Origin of the sequence: Streptomyces sp. NPDC008317 (assembly GCF_042955955.1) — a bacterium.
In the GTDB taxonomy this organism is placed as follows: domain Bacteria; phylum Actinomycetota; class Actinomycetes; order Streptomycetales; family Streptomycetaceae; genus Actinacidiphila.
Genome location: NZ_JBIBFQ010000002.1, coordinates 137,110 through 160,683 on the forward strand (window position 1 = coordinate 137,110; position 23,574 = coordinate 160,683).

Genomic DNA, 23,574 nt, shown 5'->3' on the forward strand with positions numbered 1-23,574 from the left:
GCGGGCGGCTCGGTGGCGGGGGAGAAGTGGCGGCGGGTCAGAAACCGCCGCGGTGCAGGCGGCCCGCGTAGCGCTCCTCCAGGACGGCGTTGCGCTCGAAGCCGCCGGGCAGATTCGCGGAGATGTAGACCGGGGCCTCGTGCCCCTCGGCGGTGAGCAGGCCCACGCACTCGGCGACGACCATCTGGACCAGCAGGGCCGAGGTGATGGTGGAGACACCGCACAGCGCGCCGCCGTCGGGCAGCGGGAGCAGGGCGTCACCGGCGGGCGCGCAGTTGTCGAGGACGGCGTCGGCGATGTCCGCGAGCCGCTTGCCGCTGGGGTGCAGAGCGGGCACGGCGCGGGTGTGGGTCAGCGAGGTGAGGGCGACCAGCGGATGCCCCGCCTCCTTGACCTGGAGGGCCATGTCCACCACGGAGTTGTTCACACCGGAGTTGGAGACGATCACGAACAGGTCCCGCGGGTGCGGCGTCGACAGGTCGTACAGCCGCCTGGCCAGGCCGGGGGAACGTTCCAGCAGCGGGTCGTCGAGCACCGAGCGGTCCTCGCCGCCGCGCAGCACGAGGTCGGCGAGGCCGATCCGGTTGGTGGGGATCAGGCCGCCCGCGCGGCCGACGATCTCCAGGACGGTGGCCTGGGAGTGGCCGGTGCCGAAGCCGTGGATCACACCGTCGGCGGCCACGCAGTCGGCGAAGAGCCGTCCCGCGGCGGCGACGGAGTCCTTGTTGGCCGCGATGGCGCGCTCGACGGCGGCGCGCCCCTCGTCGGCGAACCGGGCGGCGCTGAGCTGTGCGTCGGCCATGGCCGAGCCCCCTTGGTGGGTCGGGTGGTGAGATCGGTGGCCGGTTCGGCTCGATCAACCATCTTTGAGATGGTCCGATGAAACAATGAACCACCCTTCGCGCCGCCGTCAAGACACCCCGGCGCCGCCGTGACACCGCGAGGAACCCGGCCTCACCACAGGAGACCCCTCGCCCCAGAGGGCCCCGCCCTCACACCAGCGGCCCCCGGCCTCACAGCAACAGCCCGCCCTCACAGCAACAGCCGTGCCAGCGCCGCCGCCCCCACTCCCCCGTTCGCCACCGGGAAGACCCGCAGCGCGAGCCCGTCGAGCCGGGCGACGACCCGGTCGAGCAGCGGGCCGCCGGGCCCGAGCAGTCCGCCGGTGAGCACCAGCGGCTCCCCCGGCCGCGGCTCCAGCGCCCGTACGGTCGCCACCAGCAAATCGGCCGCGCCGTCCAGCAGCCGCAGCGCCACCGCGTCGCCCTCGTCCGCCGCCTCCACCGCCTGCCTGCTGAGCTGCGCGAGCCGGGCGGGCGTCTGCTCGTACGCGCTGGTCACGATGGCCTCGCTGAGATCGGCGCGCGCCTCGCCGTCGGGCAGTGGCCGTTCCGCGCCGTCCAGGCGCCCGGTGCCGCCCAGCCGCTCGTACGCGCCCGGCGGCAGATAGTGCGCGGCGACCCTGGCGACCAGCGAGGTCCAGGGGCCGCGGCCGTCCAGCGCCTCCAACGCCGCCCGCACCGCCCGGCCGCCGAGCCAGAAGCCGCTGCCCTCGTCGCCGAGCAGCCAGCCGTGGCCGTCCACGACCGCGGAGCGGCGTCTGCCGGTGAGCCGGGTGGCGATGGCGCCGGTGCCCGCGATCAGCACCAGGCCGTCGCCGGGCGCGCCGGGCGCGGAGGCAAGCGCGACCTCGGTGTCGCCGCCGACGCCGATCGCGGCGCCCGTGATGCCGTTGGCGGCCAGCGCGTCGGCCAGACAGGACAGCGCGAGGCCATGGCCGCGCTCGGCGCCGAGCCCTTCCGCGGCGCCCGCGAAGCCGCCGTAGACCGCGGCGACCCGCCCGCGCAGGTCGGCCGGGACCGCCTGGGCGACCGCGTCCGTCAGGTGCCGGGTCAGTTCGGCCCGGCCGACGCTCAGCGCGTTGCCCGGCCCCCCGGTGCCGCGGCCGAGCACGACGACCTCCGCCGGACCCCCGGCCGTCTCCGGCGCCGCCTCCGCCAGATACGCGCGGCTGCTGGTACCGCCCGCGTCGATGCCGATCACAAGCGGTCGGCTGTAGATTTCACTCATTGCCACGAATGGTGGTTGATAGATTCACCCGCAGGCAAGTCCTCAAGCCGTCCAGCCGAGACGAGTCACCATGATCACCGCGTTGATCCGCTCCGAACTGCCCCGGATGTCCGGTTCCCTGCGCAAGGTGGGCGAGCTGGTGCTGGCCGACCCGGTCGCGGCGACGCACGGCTCCGCGGCCGAGCTGGGTCGGCGCACGGGCACCTCGCAGGCCACCGTCACCCGCTTCTGCCGGGCGCTCGGCCTGGACTCGTACCAGCAGCTCCTGATCGAGCTGGCGCAGGAGCAGGGCCGCAGCGAGGCGGAGCCCCGTACGGCGGCGCTCGGGCCGCAGATCGGGCCCGAGGACGACCTGGAGCAGGTGATCGGGGTGGTCGCGGAGGCCGATCTGCGGGCGCTGCGGCAGACCGCCGACCGGCTGGACCGCGAGGCACTGGAACGGGCCGCGCAGACGCTCGCGAAGGCCCGCAGGATCGACGTCTACGGCGTCGGCGGCTCGGGGATCGTGGCCAGGGAGACCGAGGCGCGGCTGTACGGCATCGGCTGCGCCGCGCACGCCTGGACCGAGGTGCACGCGGCGGAGACCTCCGCGGCCCTGCTGACGCCCTCCGACGCGGTGGTGGCCATCTCGCACTCGGGCGCCACCCGGGAGGTGCTGGAGCCGCTGCGGCTGGCCGCGGAGCGCGGCGCCGTCACCGTGGCCGTCACCGGCGACCCGCGCTCGCCAATCGCCCAGGCCGCCGACGTACGCCTCACGTCCACCTCGGGCGAAACCAGCTTCAGGCGCGGCAACTTCGGCACCCGCCACTCCGTACTGCTCATCGTGGACTGCCTGTACGCCCGCGTCGCGCAACTCACCTACGAACGGGCTACGGCCTCCATCGCGTTGACGGGCCATATCGCGGACGCGCACGCGGCCCGGCCGCGCCGCCGCTGAGACGCCCGCCGCGGAGCGTGCCGTGAAAACAGAAAGCCCTCGGTCGCCGGGCGGGCTCAGAGGTCTGAGCCCGCCCGGCAACCGAGGTCCGGGACTTCCCTGATCTCGCTAGATCTCGCCGCGGAGCTTCGCCAGCGCCTCGGCGAGGATCGCCTCGCCGTCGGCGGCGCTGCGCCGCTCCCGCACGTAGGCGAGGTGGGTCTTGTACGGCTCGGTACGCGGCGGCGCCGGCGGATTCTCCTCGTCCTGCCCCGCCGGGAAGCCGCAGCGTGGGCAGTCCCAGGTCTCCGGGATCTGCGCGTCGCTGGCGAAACTCGGCTGGGTCTCGTGCCCGTTCGAGCACCAGAAGGAGATGCGGAGGCGCGGCGCGGACTCGCCGCGCTCGGCCTCTCCCATCGGCCCCGCTCCGACCCGACTTCCACGGATCGCGTTGCCACTTGCCACGGTCGTAACTCCCTGCGTGATGGTGCTGCGAGGTCGCCAGTTTACGGAGACCTTACGTGCCGTCCAGTGGCAGGCGCTCGACCTGTCCCCCGAGGACGTCTCCCCATAGTAAGCCGGGGTGGCGACGAGGCGTCAGTTCTCCCTGGATGCGCGGGAGTCGAACGTCGGCCCTACTTCTGGAACTTCATCACCAGGCCAAGGGTGACAATGCAGGCGAACCACAGCAGACCGACCACGACGGTGATCCGGTCGAGGTTGCGCTCGGCCACCGAGGAGCCGCCGACGGAGGACTGCATGCCGCCGCCGAACATGTCCGAGAGGCCGCCGCCCTTCCCCTTGTGCATCAGCACGAGCAGCAGAAGCAGCAGGCTGAAAATGATGAGGGCGATGGAGAACCCGATGACCACGGCTGGACCAACTCTCTCGACTACATGACAACGGCGCGGGGCCGGACGGCGCGGTCACGCCGGTCCGGCCCCGACAGGGTACTTCCTGAGGGGCGTGTCAGCCCACTGCCCGGTGCCCCGGCTCACTGTCCGTGGCCGCGGGCCCCGGTTCCGTCACTGGTCGCGGAACCGGACGATCTTGACGAACTCCTCGGCGTCCAGTGCCGCGCCGCCCACCAGGGCGCCGTCCACGTCCGGCTGCGCCATGATCGCGGCGACGTTGCCGGACTTCACGGAGCCGCCGTACTGGATGCGCACGGCGTCCGCCAGCTCCTGGTCGTACAGCTCGGCCAGCCGCCCGCGGATCGCCCCGCAGACCTCCTGCGCGTCCTCGGGGGTGGCCACCTCGCCGGTGCCGATCGCCCAGACCGGCTCGTACGCGACCACGATCGTGGCGGCCTGCTCGGCGGGGATGTCCTTCAGGGCGCCGTCGAGCTGCGCGAGGGTGTGCGGGACCTGCTGGCCGGCCTTGCGGATATCCAGGCCCTCGCCGACGCACAGGATCGGGGTGAGGCCGTTCCTGTAGGCGGCCTTCACCTTGGCGTTGACCACGGTCTCGTCCTCGCCGTGGTACTGGCGGCGCTCGGAGTGCCCGATCGCCACGTACGCGCACTTCAGCTTGGCCAGCATCGATCCGGAGATCTCGCCGGTGTACGCGCCGGAGTCGTGCGCGGACAGGTCCTGGGCGCCGTACTTGATCTTCAGCTTGTCGCCGTCGACCAGCGTCTGTACGGAGCGCAGGTCGGTGTACGGCACCAGGACGGCGACCTCGACCGCGTCGTAGTCCTTGTCGGTGAGCGCGAAGGCGAGCTTCTGGACGTGCGCGATGGCCTCGAGGTGGTTGAGGTTCATCTTCCAGTTGCCCGCCATCAGCGGGGTGCGGGTGCTCTGCTCGGTCATCTGCTCACTTCTCCAGTGCGGCAAGGCCGGGGAGCGTCTTGCCCTCGAGGTATTCCAGGCTCGCGCCGCCGCCGGTGGAAATATGGCCGAAAGCGTTCTCGTCGAAGCCGAGGATGCGGACGGCCGCGGCCGAGTCGCCGCCGCCGACCACGGTGAACGCGTCGGAGTCGATCAGCGCCTGGGCGACCGCGCGGGTGCCGTCGGCGTAGTCCGGGTGCTCGAAGACGCCCATCGGGCCGTTCCAGAAGATGGTGGCGGCGTCGGCGAGCTTGGCGGCGAAGAGCTTGCGGGACTCGGGGCCGATGTCCAGGCCGATCACGTCGGCGGGGATCGCGTCCACCGGCGCGTTGACCGGCGAGGACGGCGCCTTGGTCTTCAGGTCGGGGAACTCGGTGGCGCCGACGACGTCGACCGGCAGGACGAATTCCACGCCCTTGGCCTTGGCGCGCTCCAGGTACTCCTTGACCACGGGGATCTGGTCCTCCTGGAGCAGGCTCTTGCCGACCTCGTGGCCCTGGGCCTTGAGGAAGGTGAAGACCATGCCGCCGCCGACCAGGATGCGGTCGGCCTTGTCCAGCAGGTGGTCGATGACGCCGAGCTTGTCGGAGACCTTGGAGCCGCCGAGCACCACCGCGTAGGGGCGGGAGACGTCCTCGGTGAGCTTCTTCAGGACGCCGACCTCGGTGGCGATCAGTCCGCCCGCGGCGTGCGGGAGGCGGGCCGGGAGGTCGTACACCGAGGCGTGCTTGCGGTGCACCGCTCCGAAGCCGTCGCCGACGTAGGTGTCGGCCAGCTCCGCGAGCCGGTCGGCGAAGGCGCCGCGCTCGGCGTCGTCCTTGCTGGTCTCGCCCGCGTTGAAGCGCAGGTTCTCCAGCAGCGCGACCTGGCCGTCGGCCAGGCCCGCCACGGTGGCCGCGGCGCTCTCGCCGACGGTGTCGGCCGCGAACACCACCTCGTGACGGCCTTCGCCGAGCAGCTCGCCCAGGCGCGCGGCGACCGGCGCGAGCGAGAACTTCGGGTCGGGCTCGCCCTTGGGGCGGCCGAGGTGCGAGGCCACGATCACCTTGGCGCCCGCCTCGGCGAGCTTGGTGATGGTGGGGACGGCGGCGCGGATCCGGCCGTCGTCGGTGATGCGCTCCCCGTCGAGCGGGACGTTGAGGTCGGCGCGGACGAACACCCGCTTGCCGGCGATCCGCCCCTCGCTGATCAGGTCGTCGATCGTCTTCATCTGTACGGTCTCCTACGGGTACGGCTGCGGGTACTGACGGGTACGGGACTGCGGAGTGGGCAAGGGACAGGGCCCGGACCGGCGCTTCGTCGCACCCGTCCGGACCCTGTCGCTCACATCGCTGTGCGTCGGCCGCTACGGCGTCAGAGCTGGCCGCCGACGAAGACCGTGAGGTCCACGAGGCGGTTGGAGTAGCCCCACTCGTTGTCGTACCAGCCGATGACCTTGACCGTCTTGCCCTGGACCATGGTCAGGGAGGAGTCGAAGGTGCAGGAGGCCGGCCAGTTGACGATGTCCGAGGAGACGATCGGGTCCTCGGTGTACTCCAGCAGGCCCTTGAGCTGACCCTCGGACGCCTTCTGGAAGGCGGCGTTGACCTCGTCCTTGGTGACCTCGCGCTCGAGGTCGACGACCAGGTCGGTGACCGAGCCGGTGGGGACCGGGACGCGCATCGCGATGCCGTCCAGCTTGCCCGCCAGCTCGGGGATGACCAGCGCGGTGGCCTTCGCGGCACCCGTGGTGGTCGGGATGATGTTCTCCGCGGCGGCGCGGGCGCGGCGCAGGTCCTTGTGCGGGAAGTCCAGGATGCGCTGGTCGTTGGTGTACGCGTGGACCGTCGTCATCAGGCCCTTGACGATGCCGAAGTTCTCCAGCAGCACCTTCGCCATCGGCGCCACACAGTTCGTGGTGCACGAGGCGTTGGAGATGATGTGGTGGTTCGCGGCGTCGTACTTGTCCTGGTTGACGCCCATCACGATCGTGATGTCCTCGCCGGTGGCGGGCGCCGAGATGATGACCTTCTTGGCACCGCCCGCGATGTGCTTGCCCGCGTCGGCGGCCTTGGTGAAGATGCCGGTCGACTCGATGACGACGTCGACGCCCAGCTCGCCCCACGCGATGGCGGCGGGGTCGCGCTCGGCGAGCACCTTGATGGTCTTGCCGTCGACGGTGATGGAGTCCGCGGTGTGGGTGACCTCGGCCTTGAGGCGGCCGAGGATGGTGTCGTACTTCAGCAGGTGCGCCGTCGTCGCGGTGTCACCCAGGTCGTTGACAGCCACGATCTCGATGTCCGCACCCTGCTCCAAGGCGGCGCGGAAGAAGTTACGACCGATGCGGCCAAAGCCGTTGATGCCTACCCGGATCGTCACGAACCGATCTCCTCGCTCATTCGCCGGAGCCCTCTCCGGCTGCGAAATATGGGATGTCCCCGACCAGGGACGAGCCTACCCGGCCAGGGGCGCGGAGGTGACATCGGGCCGAGGCCCCTTCGCCTCCGCCCCGTCCGCCCGCCGCGCGCATGACGGCCGGGGCCTGTCCGGCGGACAGGCCCTAGCCGACCATCTCGTCGGTGAGGTTGGCGTCGGTGCCGGGCAGGCCGAGGTCCGAGGCGCGCTTGTCGGCCATGGCCAGCAGGCGGCGGATCCGACCGGCGACCGCGTCCTTGGTCAGCGGCGGCTCGGCGAGGGAGCCCAGCTCCTCCAGGGAGGCCTGCTTGTGGTCCATGCGCAGGCGCCCGGCCGCGGCGAGGTGTTCCGGTACGTCGTCGCCGAGGATCTCCAGCGCGCGCTGCACACGGGCTCCGGCGGCGACGGCGGCGCGGGCCGACCTGCGCAGGTTGGCGTCGTCGAAGTTGGCGAGCCGGTTGGCGGTGGCCCGGACCTCGCGGCGCATGCGGCGCTCTTCCCAGGCGAGCACCGAGTCGTGGGCGCCGAGCCGGGTCAGCAGCGCGCCGATCGCGTCGCCGTCCCGTACCACCACACGGTCCACATTGCGGACCTCGCGGGCCTTGGCGGGGATCTGGAGGCGGCGGGCGGCGCCGACCAGGGCCAGGGCGGCCTCGGGTCCCGGGCAGGTGACCTCCAGCGACGAGGAGCGGCCGGGCTCGGTGAGCGAGCCGTGCGCGAGGAAGGCACCGCGCCAGGCGGCCTCCGCGTCGCAGGTGGCGCCGGAGACGACCTGCGGGGGCAGGCCGCGGATCGGCCGGCCGCGGCCGTCCACCAGGCCGGTCTGCCGGGCGAGCTGGTCGCCGCCCGCCACCACGCGCACCACGTACCTGCTGCCCCTGCGCAGCCCGCCGGGCGCCATCACCACCAGGTCGGAGGAGTGCCCGAAGATCTCCAGGATGTCCTTGCGCAGCCGCCTGGCCGCGATCCCGGTGTCCAGCTCCGCCTCGATCACGATCCGGCCACTCACCAGGTGGAGGCCGCCGGCGAACCGCAGGATCGACGAGACCTCCGCCTTCCGGCAGCAGGTCCGGGTGACGGGAAGCCGGGAGATCTCATCCTTCACCGCTGCCGTCATCGCCATGGGCCGATCCTTCCACGCATACGAAAAATCCTGTCATACGCGGCGGCCAACAGCTCCGGGTCGTGCCGCGGCCCGTCGGGGGCGGCGACCGGTGCCAGCTCGACCGTGCCGCCCAACCGCTGTGCGGCCTCGGAGAGGCTGTCACGGTCGGGTACGGCGGCCTCGTCGGCGAGAACCACGTCGATGGTGAGTTTAGGGGCGTGTCGGGCCAAAACCTCCAAGTGACGCTGCGGAGAAAATCCGTCGGTCTCACCTGGTTGCGGCGCGAGGTTCAGCGTGAGGACCCGGCGCGCCCTGGTCGTCATGAGGGCGTCGACCAGCTCGGGGACGAGCAGATGCGGGATCACCGAGGAGAACCAGGAGCCGGGGCCGAGCACCACCCAGTCCGCGTCGAGGACCGCCTGCACGGCCTCGGGAACGGCGGGCGGATCGGCCGGGACGACCTGCACTTCCTGCACCTCACCGGGGGTGAGGGCGACCGTGGCCTGGCCGCGGACGGTGCTGATCTCGTCGGGCCTGTCGGGGTCGTGGCCGCGGACGATGGCGTGCAGGTCGAGCGGGACCGCGGACATCGGCAGCACCCTGCCGTGGGCGCCCAGCAGCCGCCCGACCCACTCCAGCGCGGCGACCTCGTCGTTGAGCTGTTCCCACAGCGCGACGATCAGCAGATTGCCGACCGCGTGCCCGTGCAGATCACCCTCGCTGGTGAAGCGGTGCTGGACCACTCGGGCCCATGTGCGCCCCCATTCGTCGTCCCCGCAGAGCGCGGCGAGCGCCTTGCGGAGGTCTCCCGGCGGCAGTACGCCCATCTCCTGGCGGAGTCTGCCGCTGGAGCCGCCGTCGTCCGCGACGGTGACCACCGCGGTCAGATCGCCGGTGATCCGGCGCAGTGCGGCGAGGGAGGCGGCCAGGCCGTGCCCCCCGCCGAGGGCGACCACCTTGGGCGGCACCCCGGCGCGGCGGCCCGTACCCCGGCGCCGCCGCCGACCCGTCATGATCACTCGCGCCCCATGTCCCTGTGCACTGTCACGGTCTCCACCCCATCCGCGGCCAGCCGTGCGGCCAGCCGTTCCGACATCGCCACGCTGCGGTGCTTGCCGCCCGTGCAGCCGACCGCGATCGTCACGTACCGCTTGCCCTCGCGCCGGTATCCGGCGGCGATGATGTGCAGCAACTCGGCGTAGCGGTCGAGGAATTCCTTCGCGCCCGGCTGGTTGAACACATACTGCGCCACCTCGTCGTTGAGCCCGGTGAAGGGCCGCAGCTCCGGCACCCAGTGCGGGTTGGGCAGGAAGCGGCAGTCCACCACCAGGTCGGCGTCGACGGGCAGGCCGTACTTGAATCCGAACGACATGACCGTGGCCCGGAGTTCCGGCTCCTCCTCGCCCGCGAACTGGGCGTCCAGCTTGGCGCGCAGCTCGTGCACGTTGAGACTGGAGGTGTCGATCACCAGGTCGGCGTCGCCGCGCAGCTCGCGCAGCAGGTCGCGCTCGGCCGCGATGCCGTCCACGATCCGGCCCGAGCCCTGGAGCGGGTGCGGCCGGCGGACCGACTCAAAGCGGCGGACCAGGGCCTCGTCTGAGGCTTCCAGATAGATGATCCGGCGCTTGACGCTGCGGGTCGCCAGGTCAGCGAGGGACTCGCGCAGATTGTCGAAGAAGCGGCGTCCGCGGACGTCCACGACCACGGCGATCCGGGCGACGTTGCCCTGCGAGCGCGCGCCGAGATCCACCATGGTGGGGATCAGCGCGGGCGGCAGATTGTCCACCACGAACCAGCCGAGGTCCTCCAGACACTTGGCCGCGGTGCTGCGGCCCGCTCCGGACATGCCGGAGATGATCACCAGTTCGGGGATGGCCTCCACGGCCTCCCCCGCTCCGCCGGTTGTCACGTGCGTTCCGTCCTGTTCGTCCTGGTCGCTCATGTGCTGATCCCCCGATGGTGGGACGGGTCCGCCCCGGGCGGGGTCCCGTCGGCCTCTTCGATGATCTCTCCTGTCGCGGTGTTCACCGCGGGTGCGGCCGGAGCCGCGGCTGCCAGGGTCGCCGCGACCGTCTCCGCCGTACGGCGGCCGATCCCCGGGACCTCGCAGATCTCCTCGATCGTCGCCGCCCGGAGCCGTTTCAGCGAGCCGAAGTGCTTCAGCAGCGCCTGCCTGCGGGTCTCGCCGAGCCCCGGCACGGAGTCCAGCGCGCCGGCCTTCATCGACTTGGAGCGCTTGCTGCGCTGGTACGAGATCGCGAACCGGTGCGCCTCGTCGCGGACCCGCTGGAGCAGGTACAGGCCCTCACTGGAGCGCGGCAGGATCACCGGGTCGTCGTCGCCGGGCAGCCAGACCTCTTCCAGGCGCTTGGCGAGGCCGCACACGGCGACGTCGTCTATGCCCAGCTCCTCCAGCGCGCGCCGGGCGGCGGCCACCTGCGGCTGTCCGCCGTCGACCACGACGAGCTGCGGCGGGTACGCGAATTTGCGCGGCCGTCCGGTGTCGGGGTCGATGGGGCCGGACGCCTGTTCCTCGTGGTCCACGGGAACATCGCCGTGGTTCGCGGGGACCTCGCCGGACTCGCCCTCCCACTCGCCGGTCTTCTGCTTCTCCAGCAGATAGCGGCGGAAGCGGCGGGAGATCACCTCGTGCATCGACCGGACGTCGTCCTGCCCGGCGAAGGACTTGATCTGGAAGCGGCGGTACTCGCTCTTGCGGGCCAGGCCGTCCTCGAAGACCACCATGGACGCGACCACGTCGTCGCCCTGGAGGTGGCTGATGTCGTAGCACTCGATCCGCAGCGGCGCGGTGTCGAGGTCGAGCGCGGCGGCGATCTCCTCCAGCGCGCGGGAGCGGGTGGTGAGGTCGGAGGCGCGCTTGGTCTTGTGCAGCGCGAGGGCGTGCTGCGCGTTGCGCTGCACGGTGGCCATCAGGTCCTTCTTGTCGCCGCGCTGCGGTACGCGCAGGCTGACGTGCGAGCCGCGGCGGTCGCTCAGCCACTGCGCGACCGGCTCCGACGGTGCGGGCAGCGCCGGGACCAGCACCTCCTTGGGCACACCGCCGCTGCCGCCGGAGCGCTCGGCGTCGCCGCGCTCGTCGCCGTAGAGCTGCTGGAGGGCGTGCTCGACCAGGCCCGCGGTGTCGACCGCCTCGACCTTGTCGGTGACCCAACCGCGCTGGCCGCGGACCCGGCCGCCGCGTACGTGGAAGATCTGCACGGCGGCTTCCAGCTCGTCCTCGGCGACGGCGATCAGGTCGGCGTCGGTGGCGTCGGCGAGCACCACCGCGTTCTTCTCCATGGCGCGGCGCAGCGCCTCCAGGTCGTCCCGCAGCCGGGCGGCCTGCTCGTACTCCATCTCGCTCGCCGCGTCCTTCATGCGCTGTTCCAGGCGGCGCAGGTAGGTGCCGGTGTGTCCGGCCATGAAGTCGCAGAATTCCTCGGCCAGTTCGCGGTGGTCGTCGGCGCTGATCCGGCCGACGCAGGGCGCGGAGCACTTGCCGATGTAGCCGAGCAGACAGGGGCGGCCGATCTGCGCGGAGCGCTTGAAGACCCCGGCGGAGCAGGTGCGGACCGGGAAGACCCGCAGCAGCAGGTCGACGGTCTCGCGGATCGCCCAGGCGTGCGCGTACGGACCGAAGTAGCGCACGCCCTTGCGCTTGGGGCCGCGCATGACCTGCACGCGCGGGAACTCCTCGTTCATCGTCACCGCGAGGGACGGATAGCTCTTGTCGTCGCGGTACTTGACGTTGAACCGCGGGTCGAACTCCTTGATCCAGGAGTATTCGAGCTGGAGCGCCTCCACCTCGGTGGAGACCACCGTCCACTCGACGGCCGCCGCGGTGGTCACCATCGTGGCGGTCCGCTGGTGGAGGTTGGTGATGTCCTGGAAGTACGAGGAAAGCCGCTGGCGCAGGCTCTTCGCCTTGCCGACGTAGATCACCCGACCGTGCTCGTCCCGGAACTTGTAGACCCCCGGGGAGTCGGGGATCTGGCCCGGCTTCGGTCGGTAGCTGCTGGGGTCCGCCATGTCTCCCACCCTACTGGCGGGATGCGACATTCCCGGGCCAGGCCGGGCAGTGCCGACCGGTGCGGATACCGGCGGGCGGGACCGCCGGTTCGCGGGTGCCGGACTGCCGGTGGTCAGCTCGCCGGACCGGCGGTGAGCTTGCCGCCGGAGGCGGTGACCTGCACGGCGGGCAGCGGCTTGGTCGCCGGGCCCTGGAGCACGGCGCCGGTGTCCGCGTCGAACTGGCTGCCGTGGCAGGCGCAGGTGATCGTCGTGCCGTCCACCGAGGTGACGACGCAGCCCGCGTGCGTGCAGACCGCGCTGAACGCCTTGAAGGTGCCCTCCTTCGGCTGCGCCACGACCACCTTGTCGTTCCGGTAGAGCTTGGCGCCGCCGACCGGTACCTCGGTGGCGGCGCCCAACTCCACGGCTTTGGCGGGCCCGTCGGACGAACCGCCGCCGGAGCCGCCGCACGCGGTGAGGCCGAACCCGGCGGCTCCGGCCAGGGCCGCGCCTCGCAGGACGGTACGGCGGCAGGCGGGCAGTTCGGTGGTCATGTGCGCTCCAGGTCGGGGAGGTGGGAGGTCTCGCGACCCGTAACCCTACGTCCCCCACCTGTCCGCTTCCTCTGTGCCACTCCCGGACGACCAGTGCCTGACGGCCGCGCCTGACGACCGCTGCCTGACGACCGCTGCCTGACGACCGCGCCTCGACGGCGTGCCGCCGCGCTCGCGCCGACCCGTCCTTGACCTTCCTCGGTGCTACGCCTTGCCCGCCGTCCGCTTGCGCGGCGCCGGGGTCTTCTTCGCGGCGGCCGTCGTGCCCTTCTTGGCCGCGGCGGCCGTCCCCGTGGCCTTCTTGGGGGCGGGCACCCGCTTCTTGGGCGCGGGCACCGACGCGTCGCTGATCCGCTCCGCGCCCAGGACGTCCCGCAGGAACTTGCCCGTGTGGCTGGCCGGGACGGCCGCGATCTGCTCGGGGGTGCCCTCGGCGACGACCAGTCCGCCGCCGTTGCCGCCCTCGGGGCCCATGTCGACCACCCAGTCGGCGGTCTTGATGACATCGAGATTGTGCTCGATGACGATCACGGTGTTGCCCTTGTCGACCAGGCCCTGGAGCACCTTGATCAGCTTGCTGATGTCCTCGAAGTGCAGACCGGTGGTCGGCTCGTCCAGGACGTAGACCGTACGGCCGGTGGAGCGCTTCTGGAGCTCGGAGGCGAGCTTCACGCGCTGCGCCTCGCCGCCGGACAGCGTCGGCGCGGACTGCCCCAGGCGTACGTACCCCAGGCCGACCTCGTAGAGCGTGCGCAGGTGCCGGGCGATGGCGGGCACCGCCTCGAAGAAGTCCAGCGCCTCCTCGATCGGCATCTCCAGCACCTCGGCGATGGACTTGCCCTTGTAGTGCACTTCCAGCGTCTCGCGGTTGTAGCGGGCGCCGTGGCAGACCTCGCACGGGACGTAGACGTCCGGCAGGAAGTTCATCTCGATCTTGATCGTGCCGTCGCCCGAGCAGTTCTCGCAGCGGCCGCCCTTGACGTTGAAGGAGAAGCGGCCGGGCAGATAGCCGCGGACCTTCGCCTCCATCGTCTCCGCGAAGAGCCGCCGCACATGGTCGAAGACACCGGTGTACGTGGCCGGGTTGGAGCGCGGGGTGCGGCCGATCGGCGACTGGTCGACGTGCACGACCTTGTCCACCAGGTCGTCGCCGTCCACCCGGGTGTGCCGGCCGGGGACGCTGCGCGCCCCGTTCAGCTCGCGGGCCAGGTGGGTGTAGAGGATGTCGTTGACCAGCGTCGACTTGCCGGAGCCGGAGACGCCGGTGACGGCGGTGAGCACTCCGAGCGGGAAGGACACGTCGATGTCCTGGAGATTGTGCTCGCGGGCGCCGTGCACGGTCAGCCGCCGCTTGCGGTCGATCGGGCGGCGTACGTCGGGGGTGACGATGACGCGCTTGCCCGAGAGGTACTGCCCGGTCAGCGACTCCTCGTTGACCAGCAGTTCCTTCAGCGAGCCGGAGTGCACCACCTTGCCGCCGTGCTCACCGGCGCCGGGGCCGATGTCGACCACCCAGTCGGCGGTCTTGATGGTGTCCTCGTCGTGCTCGACGACGATCAGCGTGTTGCCCAGGTCGCGCAGCCGTACCAGGGTCTCGATCAGCCGGTGGTTGTCGCGCTGGTGCAGGCCGATCGACGGCTCGTCCAGCACGTACAGCACGCCGACCAGGCCCGAGCCGATCTGGGTGGCGAGCCGGATGCGCTGGGCCTCGCCGCCGGACAGGGTGCCCGCGGCGCGGTTGAGCGAGAGGTAGTCCAGGCCGACGTCGACCAGGAACTTCAGCCGTTCGTTGACCTCCTTGAGCACCCGCTCGGCGATCTTCTTGTCGCGGGCGTCCAGCTTCATCCCGCCGAGGAACTCGGCGCAGTCGCTGATCGACATGGCGGAGACGTCCGCGATGGAGCGGTCCTGGACGGTGACGGCCAGCACGATCGGCTTGAGCCTGCTGCCGTGGCAGGTGGGGCAGGGCACCTCGCGCATGTACCCCTCGAAGCGCTCCCGGCTGGAGTCGCTCTCGGAGTCCTGGTGCCGCCGCTTCACGAACGGGATGGCGCCCTCGAAATGCGCGTTGTAGGCGCGCTCGCGGCCGTACCTGTTCTTGTACGCGACCCTGACCTCGGCCTTGTGGCCGTAGAGCAGCGCCTTCTTCGCGCGGGCGGGCAGCCCGGCCCAGGGAATGTCGGTCCTGAAGCCCAGCTCCCCCGCGAGACCTTCGACCAGCCGCTCGAAGTAGCCCTTGGACATGCCGCCGGTCCAGGGCGCGATGGCGCCCTCGGCCAGGGACTTCTCCTCGTCGGGGACGATCAGCTCCGGGTCGACCTCCATGCGGGAGCCGATGCCGGTGCAGTCGGGACAGGCGCCGAAGGGCGAGTTGAAGGAGAAGGAGCGCGGCTCCAGCTCCTCGAAGGACAGGTCGTCGTACGGGCAGTACAGGTGCTCGGAGAACATCCGCTCGCGCTGCGGGTCGTCCTCGGGCAGGTCGACGAAGTCCAGGATGACCATGCCGCCGGACAGGCCGAGCGCGGTCTCGACGGAGTCCGTGAGGCGGCGCTTGGCGCTGTCCTTCACCGTGAGGCGGTCGATGACCACCTCGATGGTGTGCTTCTCCTGCTTCTTCAGCTTGGGCGGGTCGGTGAGCTGGATCGTGGCCCCGTCGACCCGGGCACGGCTGTAGCCCTTGGTCTGGAGGTCGCCGAAGAGGTCGACGAATTCGCCCTTGCGCTCACGGACCAGCGGGGAGAGCACCTGGAAACGGCTGCCCTCCTCCAGCTCCAGCACCCGGTCGACGATGGCCTGCGGCGACTGCCGGGAGATCGGGCGGCCGCACTCGGGGCAGTGCGGCTTGCCGATCCTGGCGAAGAGCAGCCGGAGGTAGTCGTAGACCTCGGTGATGGTGCCCACCGTCGAGCGCGGGTTGCGCGAGGTGGACTTCTGGTCGATGGAGACCGCAGGGGACAGGCCCTCGATGAAGTCCACATCGGGCTTGTCCATCTGGCCGAGGAACTGGCGGGCGTAGGAGGAGAGCGACTCGACGTACCGGCGCTGCCCCTCGGCGAAGATCGTGTCGAAGGCGAGGGAGGACTTGCCCGATCCGGACAGCCCTGTGAACACGATGAGGGAGTCCCTCGGCAGGTCGAGCGACACGTTCTTCAGATTGTGCTCGCGAGCGCCACGGACGGTGAGTCGATCGGCCACGCCAGTGCGCACCTTTCATAGAGACGGGGGGAGAGTCGGCACCCCCAGTCAGCCTAAACGGGGTGCGCTCGGGTTTTCTTCCGGTTCGCCGCGTTCTCAGAAGTTGCGACACACCGACCATATAGCACGTGCATTCGATTTACGGGCGCGCTCTGACCACTTCACCCGATCGTGTGTCCTGCGCGAGCGCGGGGTGACGCGCTAGCGTCGGTACGTGACCGTCCAACGACCGGATCCCGTACTCGATGCGGTTGCCGTCCGGGAAGCCACCGACCGATTCGTCGCCGCGGTGTCCGCGCTCCCCGCCGACGGCGTCGCCGAACCCTCGCTGCTGCCCGGCTGGACCCGCGGGCATCTGCTGACCCATGTCGCCCGCAATGCCGACGCCCTGGCCAATCTGCTGATCTGGGCGGGGACCGGCGTGGAGACCCCGATGTACGCGGACGCGACGTCCCGCGACCGGGCCATCGAGGAGGGCGCGGGCCGTCCCCTCGACGACCACCTCGCCGATCTGCGGGCCTCGGCGGAGCGGTTCGAGCGGGCCGCCGCGCAGGTGCCGCCGTCGGGCTGGGCGACGCAGGTCACGCTGCGCTCCGGCCGGGTGATCGCCGCCGCCGAGGTCCCCTGGCGGCGGCTGGGCGAGGTGTGGCTGCACCTGGTCGACCTCGGCATCGGCCCCACCACCGCCGACCTGCCCGCCGACTTCGCCGCCCGTGAGCTGGCCTCCCTCGCCGACGGCCTCACCGGGCACGAGGGCATCGCCGCGGTCCGCCTGGAGGACACCGAGTCCGGCGCGTCCTGGACGATCGGCGCCGCCGCGGAACCCGACCTCACCGTCAGCGCCGCCACCCGCCCCCTGCTGGCCTGGGTCTCCGGCCGCGGCCCGTACGAGGGCCTGACCGTGACCCCCGACGGCCCGCTCCCCGTACTGCCTCCGCTCTAGGCACCCCGAGCCTCTAGGCTGGCGGCATGGCGTACAGCGGAGAAGTGACGGTGGGCGGGACCCCCGACGTGCATGAACTGGAAGACCTGATCATCACCAAGGTCGCGGTCGGGCCGATGAACAACAACGCGTACGTGTTGCGCTGCCGGGCCACCGACGAGCAGCTTCTGATCGACGCGGCCAACGACGCGCAGACGCTGCTGGAGGTCGTCGGCGACGCCGGGCTCGGCGCCGTCGCGACCACCCACCAGCACGGCGACCACTGGCAGGCACTGCGCGCGGTGATCGACGCGACCGGCGCCCGTACCTACGCGGGCCGCGAGGACACGGTGGGCATCCCGGTCCCCACCGATGTGGCGCTGGACGACGGCGACACCGTGACCTTCGGCCGCGTCAGCCTCACCGCGCGGCACCTGGTCGGCCACACCCCGGGCAGCATCGCCTTCGTCTACGACGACCCGCACGGCGCCCCGCACGTCTTCACCGGCGACTGCCTCTTCCCGGGCGGCGTCGGCAACACGCACGACGACCCGGCCGCCTTCACCTCGCTCCTCGACGACGTCACGGCCAAGCTCTTCGACGTGCTCCCGGACGAGACCTGGGTCTACCCCGGCCACGGCAACGACACGACCCTCGGCGCCGAGCGCCCCCACCTCAAGGAATGGCGCGAGCGCGGCTGGTAGCGGTCGGCGCGCACACCCCGGCCCGGCGGGGGCGAGCAGCGGATTGCCGCCGGCTCGCCCCCGCCCCGCGCTCCCCCGGAGGTCCGTACGGTCGCCGTACGGCCGGGCGGGCTACTTGTACCAGACGGCCACGCCGTGGTGGTGCGAGCACGTGCCCCGGTGGTGCTGCGAGTAGGACAGCGTGCCGTCGTTGCAAAGGGCGGTGGCGCCGTCGTGGTCGTTGACCGGGGGCTCGGTGTACCCGACGGTCGGCTTCGGCTTGGGTTTCGGCTTGGGCTTCGGGGTCGGCTTGTGGGTGACGGTGGTGGGGCGGGGCTTGGGCGTCGCCTTGTGCGTGGCGGTCGGCGACGGCGCCGTGGTGCGGGTGACCGTGGGTGTGGGTGACGGCGCCGGGGTGCCGTCCGCGGGCGGGCAGATCTCGGCGATCTTGACGACGGCGAGGTCGACCGGGTCGGACAGCGCCGCGGGCCCCTGGCCGGGCTGCTGGAAGCACACCTTCCAGTCGCCGTCGGAGACCTGGGTGCGCTCGGCCCCCGTCGCGTCGTGCGCGGCGATCCGGGTGAACCCGGCGTCGTCGGCCATGGTGCGCGCGGCGAGCAGCGGCATCCCGGTCAGGTTGGGCAGTTGGCCGGTGAGCGCGGCCTGCGTGGTGGTGGGCGCGGCCGTGGGTGTGGCCGAGACCGAGGCGGCGCCCGATATGTCGTCGGTCCCCCCGTCGCCGTCGCATCCCGCGAGCGCGAGCCCCGCGACGGCCAGTAAACAGGCAGCGGTGATGGCACGTTGACGCAATTTGTCCCCCCAGGACAGGTATGAGGGGGAGAGCGTGACACGCGCCGACTCGTGGCGTGGTGCCCGTAACGCAGTTGTGACCCCGAGCCGCCGCGGACCGCTCAGCGACCGCGCCGCATGCGCTCGCCGACCTCGCCCTGATCGGTCTCCCACCAGGGGCGGGTCATCTCCGGAACGGGCGCGGCGGCGGACGCGGGGGCCTTCGGCGAGGCGGGCGCAGCAGAGGCACCGGCGGCAGCACCAGCGGCAGCACCAGCACCGGCACCGGCACCGGCACCGGACATCGCGACGACGGCCTCGCGGTCCAGCCGCGCGTCGAGTTCCGCCGTCTTCTCCCGCTCGGCCCGCCACCACTCGAAGAAGACCAGGATCAGGAAGGGCAGCGCGACGAGTTCGGCGAGGGTGAGCATCAGGCCGCCGCCGAGCATCTGGTCGTGCTGGACGCTCGGCCCCCAGGAGCGCGGGTGCGCGGCGTACCAGTGCCCGGCCACCAGCGTGCCGCTGGTCATGACGACGATGCCGGGCACCGAGTCGAAGAGCCCGTCGAAGAAGACCAGCGCGGCCCTGACCGGATGGCCGCACCAGGACGGCAGCAGGTCCTGACGGCTGAGCATCGGCAGCACGAACAGGCAGCCGGTGAGCAGCAGTTGCAGGTGCATGAGCTGGAGCACGAGCCCGTTGCCGAGGGCGGTGGAGAAGTACGGCGTGAAGTAGATCGTCAGCTCGGAGGCGAGCACCAGCACCGAGCTGACCAGCGGATACATCAGCAGTCGTACCGTACGGCCGGTGAAGGCGCGGCGCAGCCGGCTGTCGGGTGCGGCGAGCGCGAGCGGGTCGCCGAGCGCCAGGCCGAGCGGGGCGAAGAGGTCGAGCAGGATGTTCTGCACGGCGGCGGGCCAGAACAGCACCCGGTCGTAGACGGCGAGCGAGGACATCGTCGCGACGACGAGGGTGCCGAGACCGAGGACGTAGAACGCGGCGGTGCGCCACAGCGGCCACCGCTCCCCCGCGCGCCGCTTGCGCCGTACGCCCAGCGCGTACGCGAAGCCGAGCAGGACGACGGCGGTCAGCGCGACCGCGTCGAGCCGCCAGGCGTCGAAGAACCGCGCGCCGGTCAGCTCGGGAAGGACCACCATGCCGCTCGCCACCATCCGCGCCTTCCCACACGCCACGCACAACCGCTCCGTTACGAGGGCCACGGTAGCCCTCGTAACGGAGCGGTCTGCGCGAAGGGGTCGGTACGGAGGGGGGTTACGGAGGGAGTGCGGAGGGACCGGTCAGCGGACCGGCGTCGCGGGGCGCTCCTCGTCCTCGGAGGCGGCGGCCTCGGCCTCCGCCTGCCGCTTGGAGGCGACCAGGCTGGTGGCGGTGGTGACCGCGAGGACGAGGACGATGACGCCGAGCGAGACGGGGATGGAGATCTCCGGCACGTGCACACCGGACTCGTGCAACGCGTGCAGCACCAGCTTGACGCCGATGAAGCCGAGGATCACCGACAGCCCGTACGACAGGTGGACCAGCTTCTTGAGCAGGCCGCCGATCAGGAAGTAGAGCTGGCGCAGGCCCATCAGGGCGAAGGCGTTGGCGGTGAAGACGATGTACGGGTCCTGGGTGAGGCCGAAGATCGCGGGGATCGAGTCGAGCGCGAAGAGCACGTCGGTGGTGCCGATGGCGAGCATCACGACGAGCATCGGCGTCATCAGCCGCTTGCCGTTCTCCGTGATGAACAGCCGGGTGCCGTGGTACTTGTCGGTGGACGGCACGCGCTTCTCGACCGCCTTGAGCAGCCGGTTCTCCTCGAATTCCTCGTCCTCGTCGTCCGAACGGGCGTCCTGGATGAGCTTCCAGGCGGTCCAGATGAGGAAGGCGCCGAAGATGTAGAAGACCCACGAGAAGCTGGCGATGATCGCCGCGCCGCCCGCGATGAACACCGCGCGGAGCACCAGCGCTATCAGCACGCCCACCAGCAGTACGCGCTGCTGGTACTGGGAAGGCACCGCGAATTTGGACATGATCAGGACGAAGACGAAGAGGTTGTCGACGCTCAGCGACTTCTCGGTGATGTAACCGGCGAAGAACTCGCCCGCCGGCTGGCCGCCGGAGAAGACGAGCAGGCCGAGTCCGAAGAGCCCGGCGAGTACGACCCAGACGATCGTCCAGGCCCCTGCCTCCTTGACGGAGACGTCGTGCGGGGTGCGGCCGATGACGAAGTCAACGGCGATCAGGGCGATCAGTCCGGCGATGGTGAGCGCCCAGAGGGCGAGGGAGACATCCACAGGTCCTCCGGCAATTCGATACGGCAACTGTCAGCGTCGTCGCTGCCGGAGGTCCCCACCACTTGAGTCCGTTCAGGGGGAGGTTTCACTCCGCACCAAGAACAGTACACGAATTGCCCAAGAGTTAGTAAAGAATCACACAAGCGTGCAGGTCAGAGCCGTAAAGCCGGTAAAGCACCGGCGCAGGACCCGGCACGACCGGTCAGGGGCCGTAGGCCGGGCGGGCCGCCGCGATCTCCCTGAGCACCTGCGTGAGCACCTGGCTGCCCGGCGGCACCAGCGACGGCTCGAACGTCCAGGCGTGCCCCACCCACGGGTCGGCCAGGTGGTCGCTGGGCAGCGGGGTGAGCCGCAGCAGCGAGCGCCACAGCGGATCGAGCACCGGCCCGTACGCGGACGCGTCCTCGCGGTCGGCGACCAGCAGCAGGTGCACCCCGGCGCGCGGTCCCTCGTCGGCGAGATAGCGCAGTTGGGTGACCGCCCGGTCGTCGAAGCCGTACGGGAACTCGTTGACGATCAGAAGCTGCTCGGCGGTGTCGAAGCCGGGCGGCAGCGAGTCGGCGGCGCCGCCGCGCAGCGCCATCTGGAGCAGATCGACGCGTTCGGTCAGCCGGTTCAGCACCTCGCCGACCCCGGCCGCGCCCCCGGCCGACGGCATCAGCACGGCGCCGCTGCCGGTGAGCGGGGCGAGCGCGGCGGAGCCGGAGCCCGCGGGGTCGAGGGCGTGCACCGCGAAACCGCCCACCGGGTACGAGGCGAGCAGCCGGGCGGCGATCGCCACGGCGGTGTCCATGGCGACCCCGCGGTCCTCCTCGCTGTCGATCCACAGACCGCGGTCCAGCGGCAGCCGGGCCAGCAGCGGGATGCGCAGTTCGGGCGCCTCGGGCAGGTAGAGGCCGCCGAGCCGTACGGCGAGCGGCGGCTGGTCGGGCACCCGGTAGGCGTGCCACACCGGATTCTCCCAGCCCGCGAAGGCGGCGGGCAGCGCGGGCTCGACGACCTCGGCCTCGGCGACGAGCTGCGCGATGTCCCGGTCGAGCACGGCGCGGGCCTGGTCGACCAGCGCGAACTGCCGGGCCTGCGCCTGGTCGCGGGCGGCGTCCGCGGCCTGTCCGCCGCGGGTCGCGGGGTCGGCGAGCAGCCGGTCGAGCTCCTGCTCGAAGCGGGACTCGGCGAAGTCCACCGCGCTGCGGTAGGCGGCGATGGTGCGGGCCAGGTCCTCGAACATGCCCCACACCTGATTGTGCAGCCGCTCCTCCATCGTCCAGCCGGAGGCGTCGCCCGCGACGGGGACGGGCGGGGTGCCGGGCGGCGTGCTGGGCTGTCCGTCGGAGGACGGCCGCGGCGCGGCGGGCGGGGCGTCGTACGGCGAGCCCGGCCGTCCCTGAGCGGGCGGGGGCGGCGCGGTGGCGGCGGCCTTGCGCCGCGGGTGCCGGTAGTCGACCGGTCCTGAGGACGCGGTGGTCCGGCCGTCGCCCGGAGCGGCGGCCGGGGCCGCGGTTTCCGGCCGCGGCGGCGGGACCGTACGCGGCGCGGCGGGCAGGTCGACCGAGCGGGACAGCTCGCGCCCCACCGCCTCGTCGATGCCCGCGGCCACCCCGGCGGGCTCCGGGACACCCTGGTCGAGCAGCAGCGCGGGCAGACCGCCCTCGTACCCCTGGCCCACGGCGCGCACCTTCCAGGCGCCCTGCCGCCGGTACAGCTCGATGGCCAGCAGGGCCGTCTCGGGGCCGAGGCCGGTCATGGTGAATCCGGCGACGGCCTCACCCTCGGTGGTGGTGACGGCGAGATGCGGGGCGGGGGCGGCGCCGAAGGCGGCGGGCGCGCCGGGGCGGCCCGCGGCGCCCGGAAGGGCGAGCAGAACGTGCACCCGGTGCACCTGCGGCGGCATCGCGCCGAGGTCCACCGCGAGCCGGTGCTCGGCGGCGGCCTGCCGGGGCACCTCGACGCCGGGGAGCTGCGGCGCGCCGGGGTGCGCCAGCCACTGCGAGGAGTCGCCGACGACCCGCCCCCGCTCGTCCCCGAGGGTGACCGCGGCCACCACCGGGGTGCCCGCCGACACCCGGATCTCCATCCGGGTGCCCGGCAGCGGATGGTTCTGTCCCCGGACCAGTTCGGCCGTCATGTCCGCCGCCCCCCGTTCCCGTTATGCGTGTGTACGTGTTCCGGCCCGCGGGCCGGGGGCCGCGTCAGCGGCCGTGCGGCCTCAGAGCGCGGGCAGAATGGCCGGAATGAGGTCCTGGAACGTCCGGCCGTTGGCCGCCGTGCCGATGGCCGTCATCGACCAGCCGGTCGCGCCGCGCTGCACCTTGGCCATGATCTGCGCCGTGTACTGGCCGCCGCCGGTCAGCGTGTAGCGGGCCAGCTCCTGCCCGTTGGTCTCGTCGACCAGGCGGCAGAACGCGTTCTGCACCTCGGCGAAGGTCTGGCCGGTGAAGGAGTTCACCGTGAAGACGATCTGGTCGACATGGACCGGTACGCGCTGGAGGTCGACGATGATCGACTCGTCGTCGCCGCCCTGGCCCGCGCCGCCGACCAGATTGTCACCGGTGTGCCGGACCGAGCCGTCGTCGCTGGTCAGGTGCTGGAAGAACACCACGTCGACCGGCTGCTTGTCCGCGAAGAGCACGGCCGAGGCGTCCAGGTCGATCTCCCGGGTGCGGGACCCGAACAGTCCGCGGCGCGGCGCGGCCTGCCAGCCCAGCCCCATCCGGATCGCCGTCAGCGTCCCTCCGTCGGACTTGCTCAGGCTGATCTTCTGGCCCTTGGTCATGTTGACCGTCACGCGCTGTCCCCTCTCACCCGTGTG

The 23,574-nt window shown here is 71.7% G+C and carries 21 protein-coding genes; 3 read left to right on the top strand and 18 right to left on the bottom strand.

Annotated elements, in window-relative coordinates; genetic code table 11:
* Positions 1-37: 37 nt before the first annotated feature.
* A complete protein-coding gene (locus ACFY9V_RS05710) occupies positions 38-802 on the bottom strand; it encodes an SIS domain-containing protein (RefSeq protein WP_355333884.1) in 765 nt (254 codons plus the stop codon).
* Positions 803-1,032: 230 nt separating this feature from the next.
* Positions 1,033-2,070: a BadF/BadG/BcrA/BcrD ATPase family protein gene (locus ACFY9V_RS05715; RefSeq protein ID WP_355333887.1), complete on the bottom strand. Its 1,038-nt coding sequence runs from the start codon at positions 2,068-2,070 to the stop codon at positions 1,033-1,035.
* Between the two features lie 70 nt (positions 2,071-2,140).
* Between ACFY9V_RS05715 and ACFY9V_RS05720 the strand changes: the two genes are divergently transcribed.
* A complete protein-coding gene (locus ACFY9V_RS05720) occupies positions 2,141-3,007 on the top strand; it encodes a MurR/RpiR family transcriptional regulator (protein ID WP_188284199.1) in 867 nt (288 codons plus the stop codon).
* Positions 3,008-3,115: 108 nt separating this feature from the next.
* On the opposite strand, the gene ACFY9V_RS05725 is transcribed toward ACFY9V_RS05720, so the two are convergent.
* The 11 genes from ACFY9V_RS05725 to uvrA form a co-directional block, all read right to left on the bottom strand.
* Complete coding sequence (locus ACFY9V_RS05725; protein WP_073497103.1) at positions 3,116-3,451, bottom strand: RNA polymerase-binding protein RbpA; 336 nt, start codon at positions 3,449-3,451, stop codon at positions 3,116-3,118.
* 170 nt (positions 3,452-3,621) lie between these two features.
* Positions 3,622-3,858, bottom strand: coding sequence for a preprotein translocase subunit SecG (secG, locus tag ACFY9V_RS05730; protein WP_355333892.1), 237 nt, complete (start codon positions 3,856-3,858; stop codon positions 3,622-3,624).
* A 153-nt stretch (positions 3,859-4,011) separates the two neighbouring features.
* Positions 4,012-4,797, bottom strand: a complete 786-nt coding sequence (tpiA, locus tag ACFY9V_RS05735; protein WP_391159697.1) for a triose-phosphate isomerase — start codon at positions 4,795-4,797, stop codon at positions 4,012-4,014.
* A 4-nt stretch (positions 4,798-4,801) separates the two neighbouring features.
* Positions 4,802-6,025, bottom strand: coding sequence for a phosphoglycerate kinase (locus ACFY9V_RS05740; protein ID WP_355333897.1), 1,224 nt, complete (start codon positions 6,023-6,025; stop codon positions 4,802-4,804).
* Between the two features lie 143 nt (positions 6,026-6,168).
* Positions 6,169-7,173, bottom strand: a complete 1,005-nt coding sequence (gap, locus tag ACFY9V_RS05745; protein ID WP_355333900.1) for a type I glyceraldehyde-3-phosphate dehydrogenase — start codon at positions 7,171-7,173, stop codon at positions 6,169-6,171.
* Between the two features lie 181 nt (positions 7,174-7,354).
* Positions 7,355-8,332, bottom strand: a complete 978-nt coding sequence (gene whiA, locus ACFY9V_RS05750; RefSeq protein WP_188284204.1) for a DNA-binding protein WhiA — start codon at positions 8,330-8,332, stop codon at positions 7,355-7,357.
* On the bottom strand, positions 8,323-9,327 hold the full coding sequence (yvcK, locus tag ACFY9V_RS05755; RefSeq protein WP_355333903.1) for a uridine diphosphate-N-acetylglucosamine-binding protein YvcK: 1,005 nt from the start codon (positions 9,325-9,327) through the stop codon (positions 8,323-8,325). The genes whiA and yvcK overlap by 10 nt, the downstream gene beginning before the upstream one ends.
* Positions 9,328-9,329: 2 nt before the next feature.
* Positions 9,330-10,256, bottom strand: coding sequence for an RNase adapter RapZ (gene rapZ / locus ACFY9V_RS05760; protein WP_355333906.1), 927 nt, complete (start codon positions 10,254-10,256; stop codon positions 9,330-9,332).
* On the bottom strand, positions 10,253-12,343 hold the full coding sequence (gene uvrC / locus ACFY9V_RS05765; RefSeq protein WP_355333908.1) for an excinuclease ABC subunit UvrC: 2,091 nt from the start codon (positions 12,341-12,343) through the stop codon (positions 10,253-10,255). The genes rapZ and uvrC overlap by 4 nt, the downstream gene beginning before the upstream one ends.
* A 113-nt stretch (positions 12,344-12,456) precedes the next feature.
* Complete coding sequence (locus ACFY9V_RS05770) at positions 12,457-12,879, bottom strand: Rieske (2Fe-2S) protein (RefSeq protein WP_355333910.1); 423 nt, start codon at positions 12,877-12,879, stop codon at positions 12,457-12,459.
* 204 nt (positions 12,880-13,083) lie between these two features.
* On the bottom strand, positions 13,084-16,074 hold the full coding sequence (gene uvrA, locus ACFY9V_RS05775) for an excinuclease ABC subunit UvrA (protein WP_391044083.1): 2,991 nt from the start codon (positions 16,072-16,074) through the stop codon (positions 13,084-13,086).
* A 214-nt stretch (positions 16,075-16,288) separates the two neighbouring features.
* On the opposite strand from uvrA, the gene ACFY9V_RS05780 reads away from it, so the two are divergent.
* On the top strand, positions 16,289-17,017 hold the full coding sequence (locus ACFY9V_RS05780; RefSeq protein ID WP_391044080.1) for a maleylpyruvate isomerase family mycothiol-dependent enzyme: 729 nt from the start codon (positions 16,289-16,291) through the stop codon (positions 17,015-17,017).
* Positions 17,018-17,043: 26 nt separating this feature from the next.
* The gene (locus tag ACFY9V_RS05785; RefSeq protein WP_391044077.1) at positions 17,044-17,700 is read left to right on the top strand and encodes an MBL fold metallo-hydrolase; all 657 of its coding nucleotides are present in this window, start codon (positions 17,044-17,046) and stop codon (positions 17,698-17,700) included.
* A 111-nt stretch (positions 17,701-17,811) separates the two neighbouring features.
* Here ACFY9V_RS05785 and ACFY9V_RS05790 read toward each other — a convergent pair whose 3' ends face one another.
* The 5 genes from ACFY9V_RS05790 to ACFY9V_RS05810 all read right to left on the bottom strand — a co-directional run bounded on the left by ACFY9V_RS05790 (position 17,812) and on the right by ACFY9V_RS05810 (position 23,550).
* Positions 17,812-18,489 (bottom strand): DUF3761 domain-containing protein, encoded by a 678-nt coding sequence (locus ACFY9V_RS05790; protein WP_391159699.1) that lies wholly within the window; start codon positions 18,487-18,489, stop codon positions 17,812-17,814.
* Positions 18,490-18,590: 101 nt separating this feature from the next.
* Positions 18,591-19,625 (bottom strand): cytochrome c oxidase assembly protein, encoded by a 1,035-nt coding sequence (locus ACFY9V_RS05795; RefSeq protein ID WP_391159701.1) that lies wholly within the window; start codon positions 19,623-19,625, stop codon positions 18,591-18,593.
* A 141-nt stretch (positions 19,626-19,766) separates the two neighbouring features.
* Positions 19,767-20,765, bottom strand: coding sequence for a TerC family protein (locus tag ACFY9V_RS05800; protein ID WP_355333925.1), 999 nt, complete (start codon positions 20,763-20,765; stop codon positions 19,767-19,769).
* Positions 20,766-20,967: 202 nt separating this feature from the next.
* The gene (locus ACFY9V_RS05805) at positions 20,968-22,890 is read right to left on the bottom strand and encodes a TerD family protein (RefSeq protein WP_391159702.1); all 1,923 of its coding nucleotides are present in this window, start codon (positions 22,888-22,890) and stop codon (positions 20,968-20,970) included.
* Between the two features lie 81 nt (positions 22,891-22,971).
* Positions 22,972-23,550 (bottom strand): TerD family protein, encoded by a 579-nt coding sequence (locus ACFY9V_RS05810; RefSeq protein WP_355333929.1) that lies wholly within the window; start codon positions 23,548-23,550, stop codon positions 22,972-22,974.
* Between the last annotated feature and the right edge of the window lie 24 nt (positions 23,551-23,574).

Coding starts and splice junctions, on each gene's coding strand:
- ACFY9V_RS05710 (WP_355333884.1), bottom strand. CDS start 802: ATGGCCGACGCACAGCTCAGCGCCGCCCGGTTCGCCGACGAGGGGCGC.
- ACFY9V_RS05715 (WP_355333887.1), bottom strand. CDS start 2,070: ATGAGTGAAATCTACAGCCGACCGCTTGTGATCGGCATCGACGCGGGC.
- ACFY9V_RS05720 (WP_188284199.1), top strand. CDS start 2,141: ATGATCACCGCGTTGATCCGCTCCGAACTGCCCCGGATGTCCGGTTCC.
- tpiA (WP_391159697.1), bottom strand. CDS start 4,797: ATGACCGAGCAGAGCACCCGCACCCCGCTGATGGCGGGCAACTGGAAG.
- ACFY9V_RS05740 (WP_355333897.1), bottom strand. CDS start 6,025: ATGAAGACGATCGACGACCTGATCAGCGAGGGGCGGATCGCCGGCAAG.
- whiA (WP_188284204.1), bottom strand. CDS start 8,332: ATGGCGATGACGGCAGCGGTGAAGGATGAGATCTCCCGGCTTCCCGTC.
- yvcK (WP_355333903.1), bottom strand. CDS start 9,327: ATGACGGGTCGGCGGCGGCGCCGGGGTACGGGCCGCCGCGCCGGGGTG.
- rapZ (WP_355333906.1), bottom strand. CDS start 10,256: ATGAGCGACCAGGACGAACAGGACGGAACGCACGTGACAACCGGCGGA.
- uvrC (WP_355333908.1), bottom strand. CDS start 12,343: ATGGCGGACCCCAGCAGCTACCGACCGAAGCCGGGCCAGATCCCCGAC.
- ACFY9V_RS05770 (WP_355333910.1), bottom strand. CDS start 12,879: ATGACCACCGAACTGCCCGCCTGCCGCCGTACCGTCCTGCGAGGCGCG.
- ACFY9V_RS05785 (WP_391044077.1), top strand. CDS start 17,044: ATGGCGTACAGCGGAGAAGTGACGGTGGGCGGGACCCCCGACGTGCAT.
- ACFY9V_RS05795 (WP_391159701.1), bottom strand. CDS start 19,625: ATGGTGGTCCTTCCCGAGCTGACCGGCGCGCGGTTCTTCGACGCCTGG.
- ACFY9V_RS05805 (WP_391159702.1), bottom strand. CDS start 22,890: ATGACGGCCGAACTGGTCCGGGGACAGAACCATCCGCTGCCGGGCACC.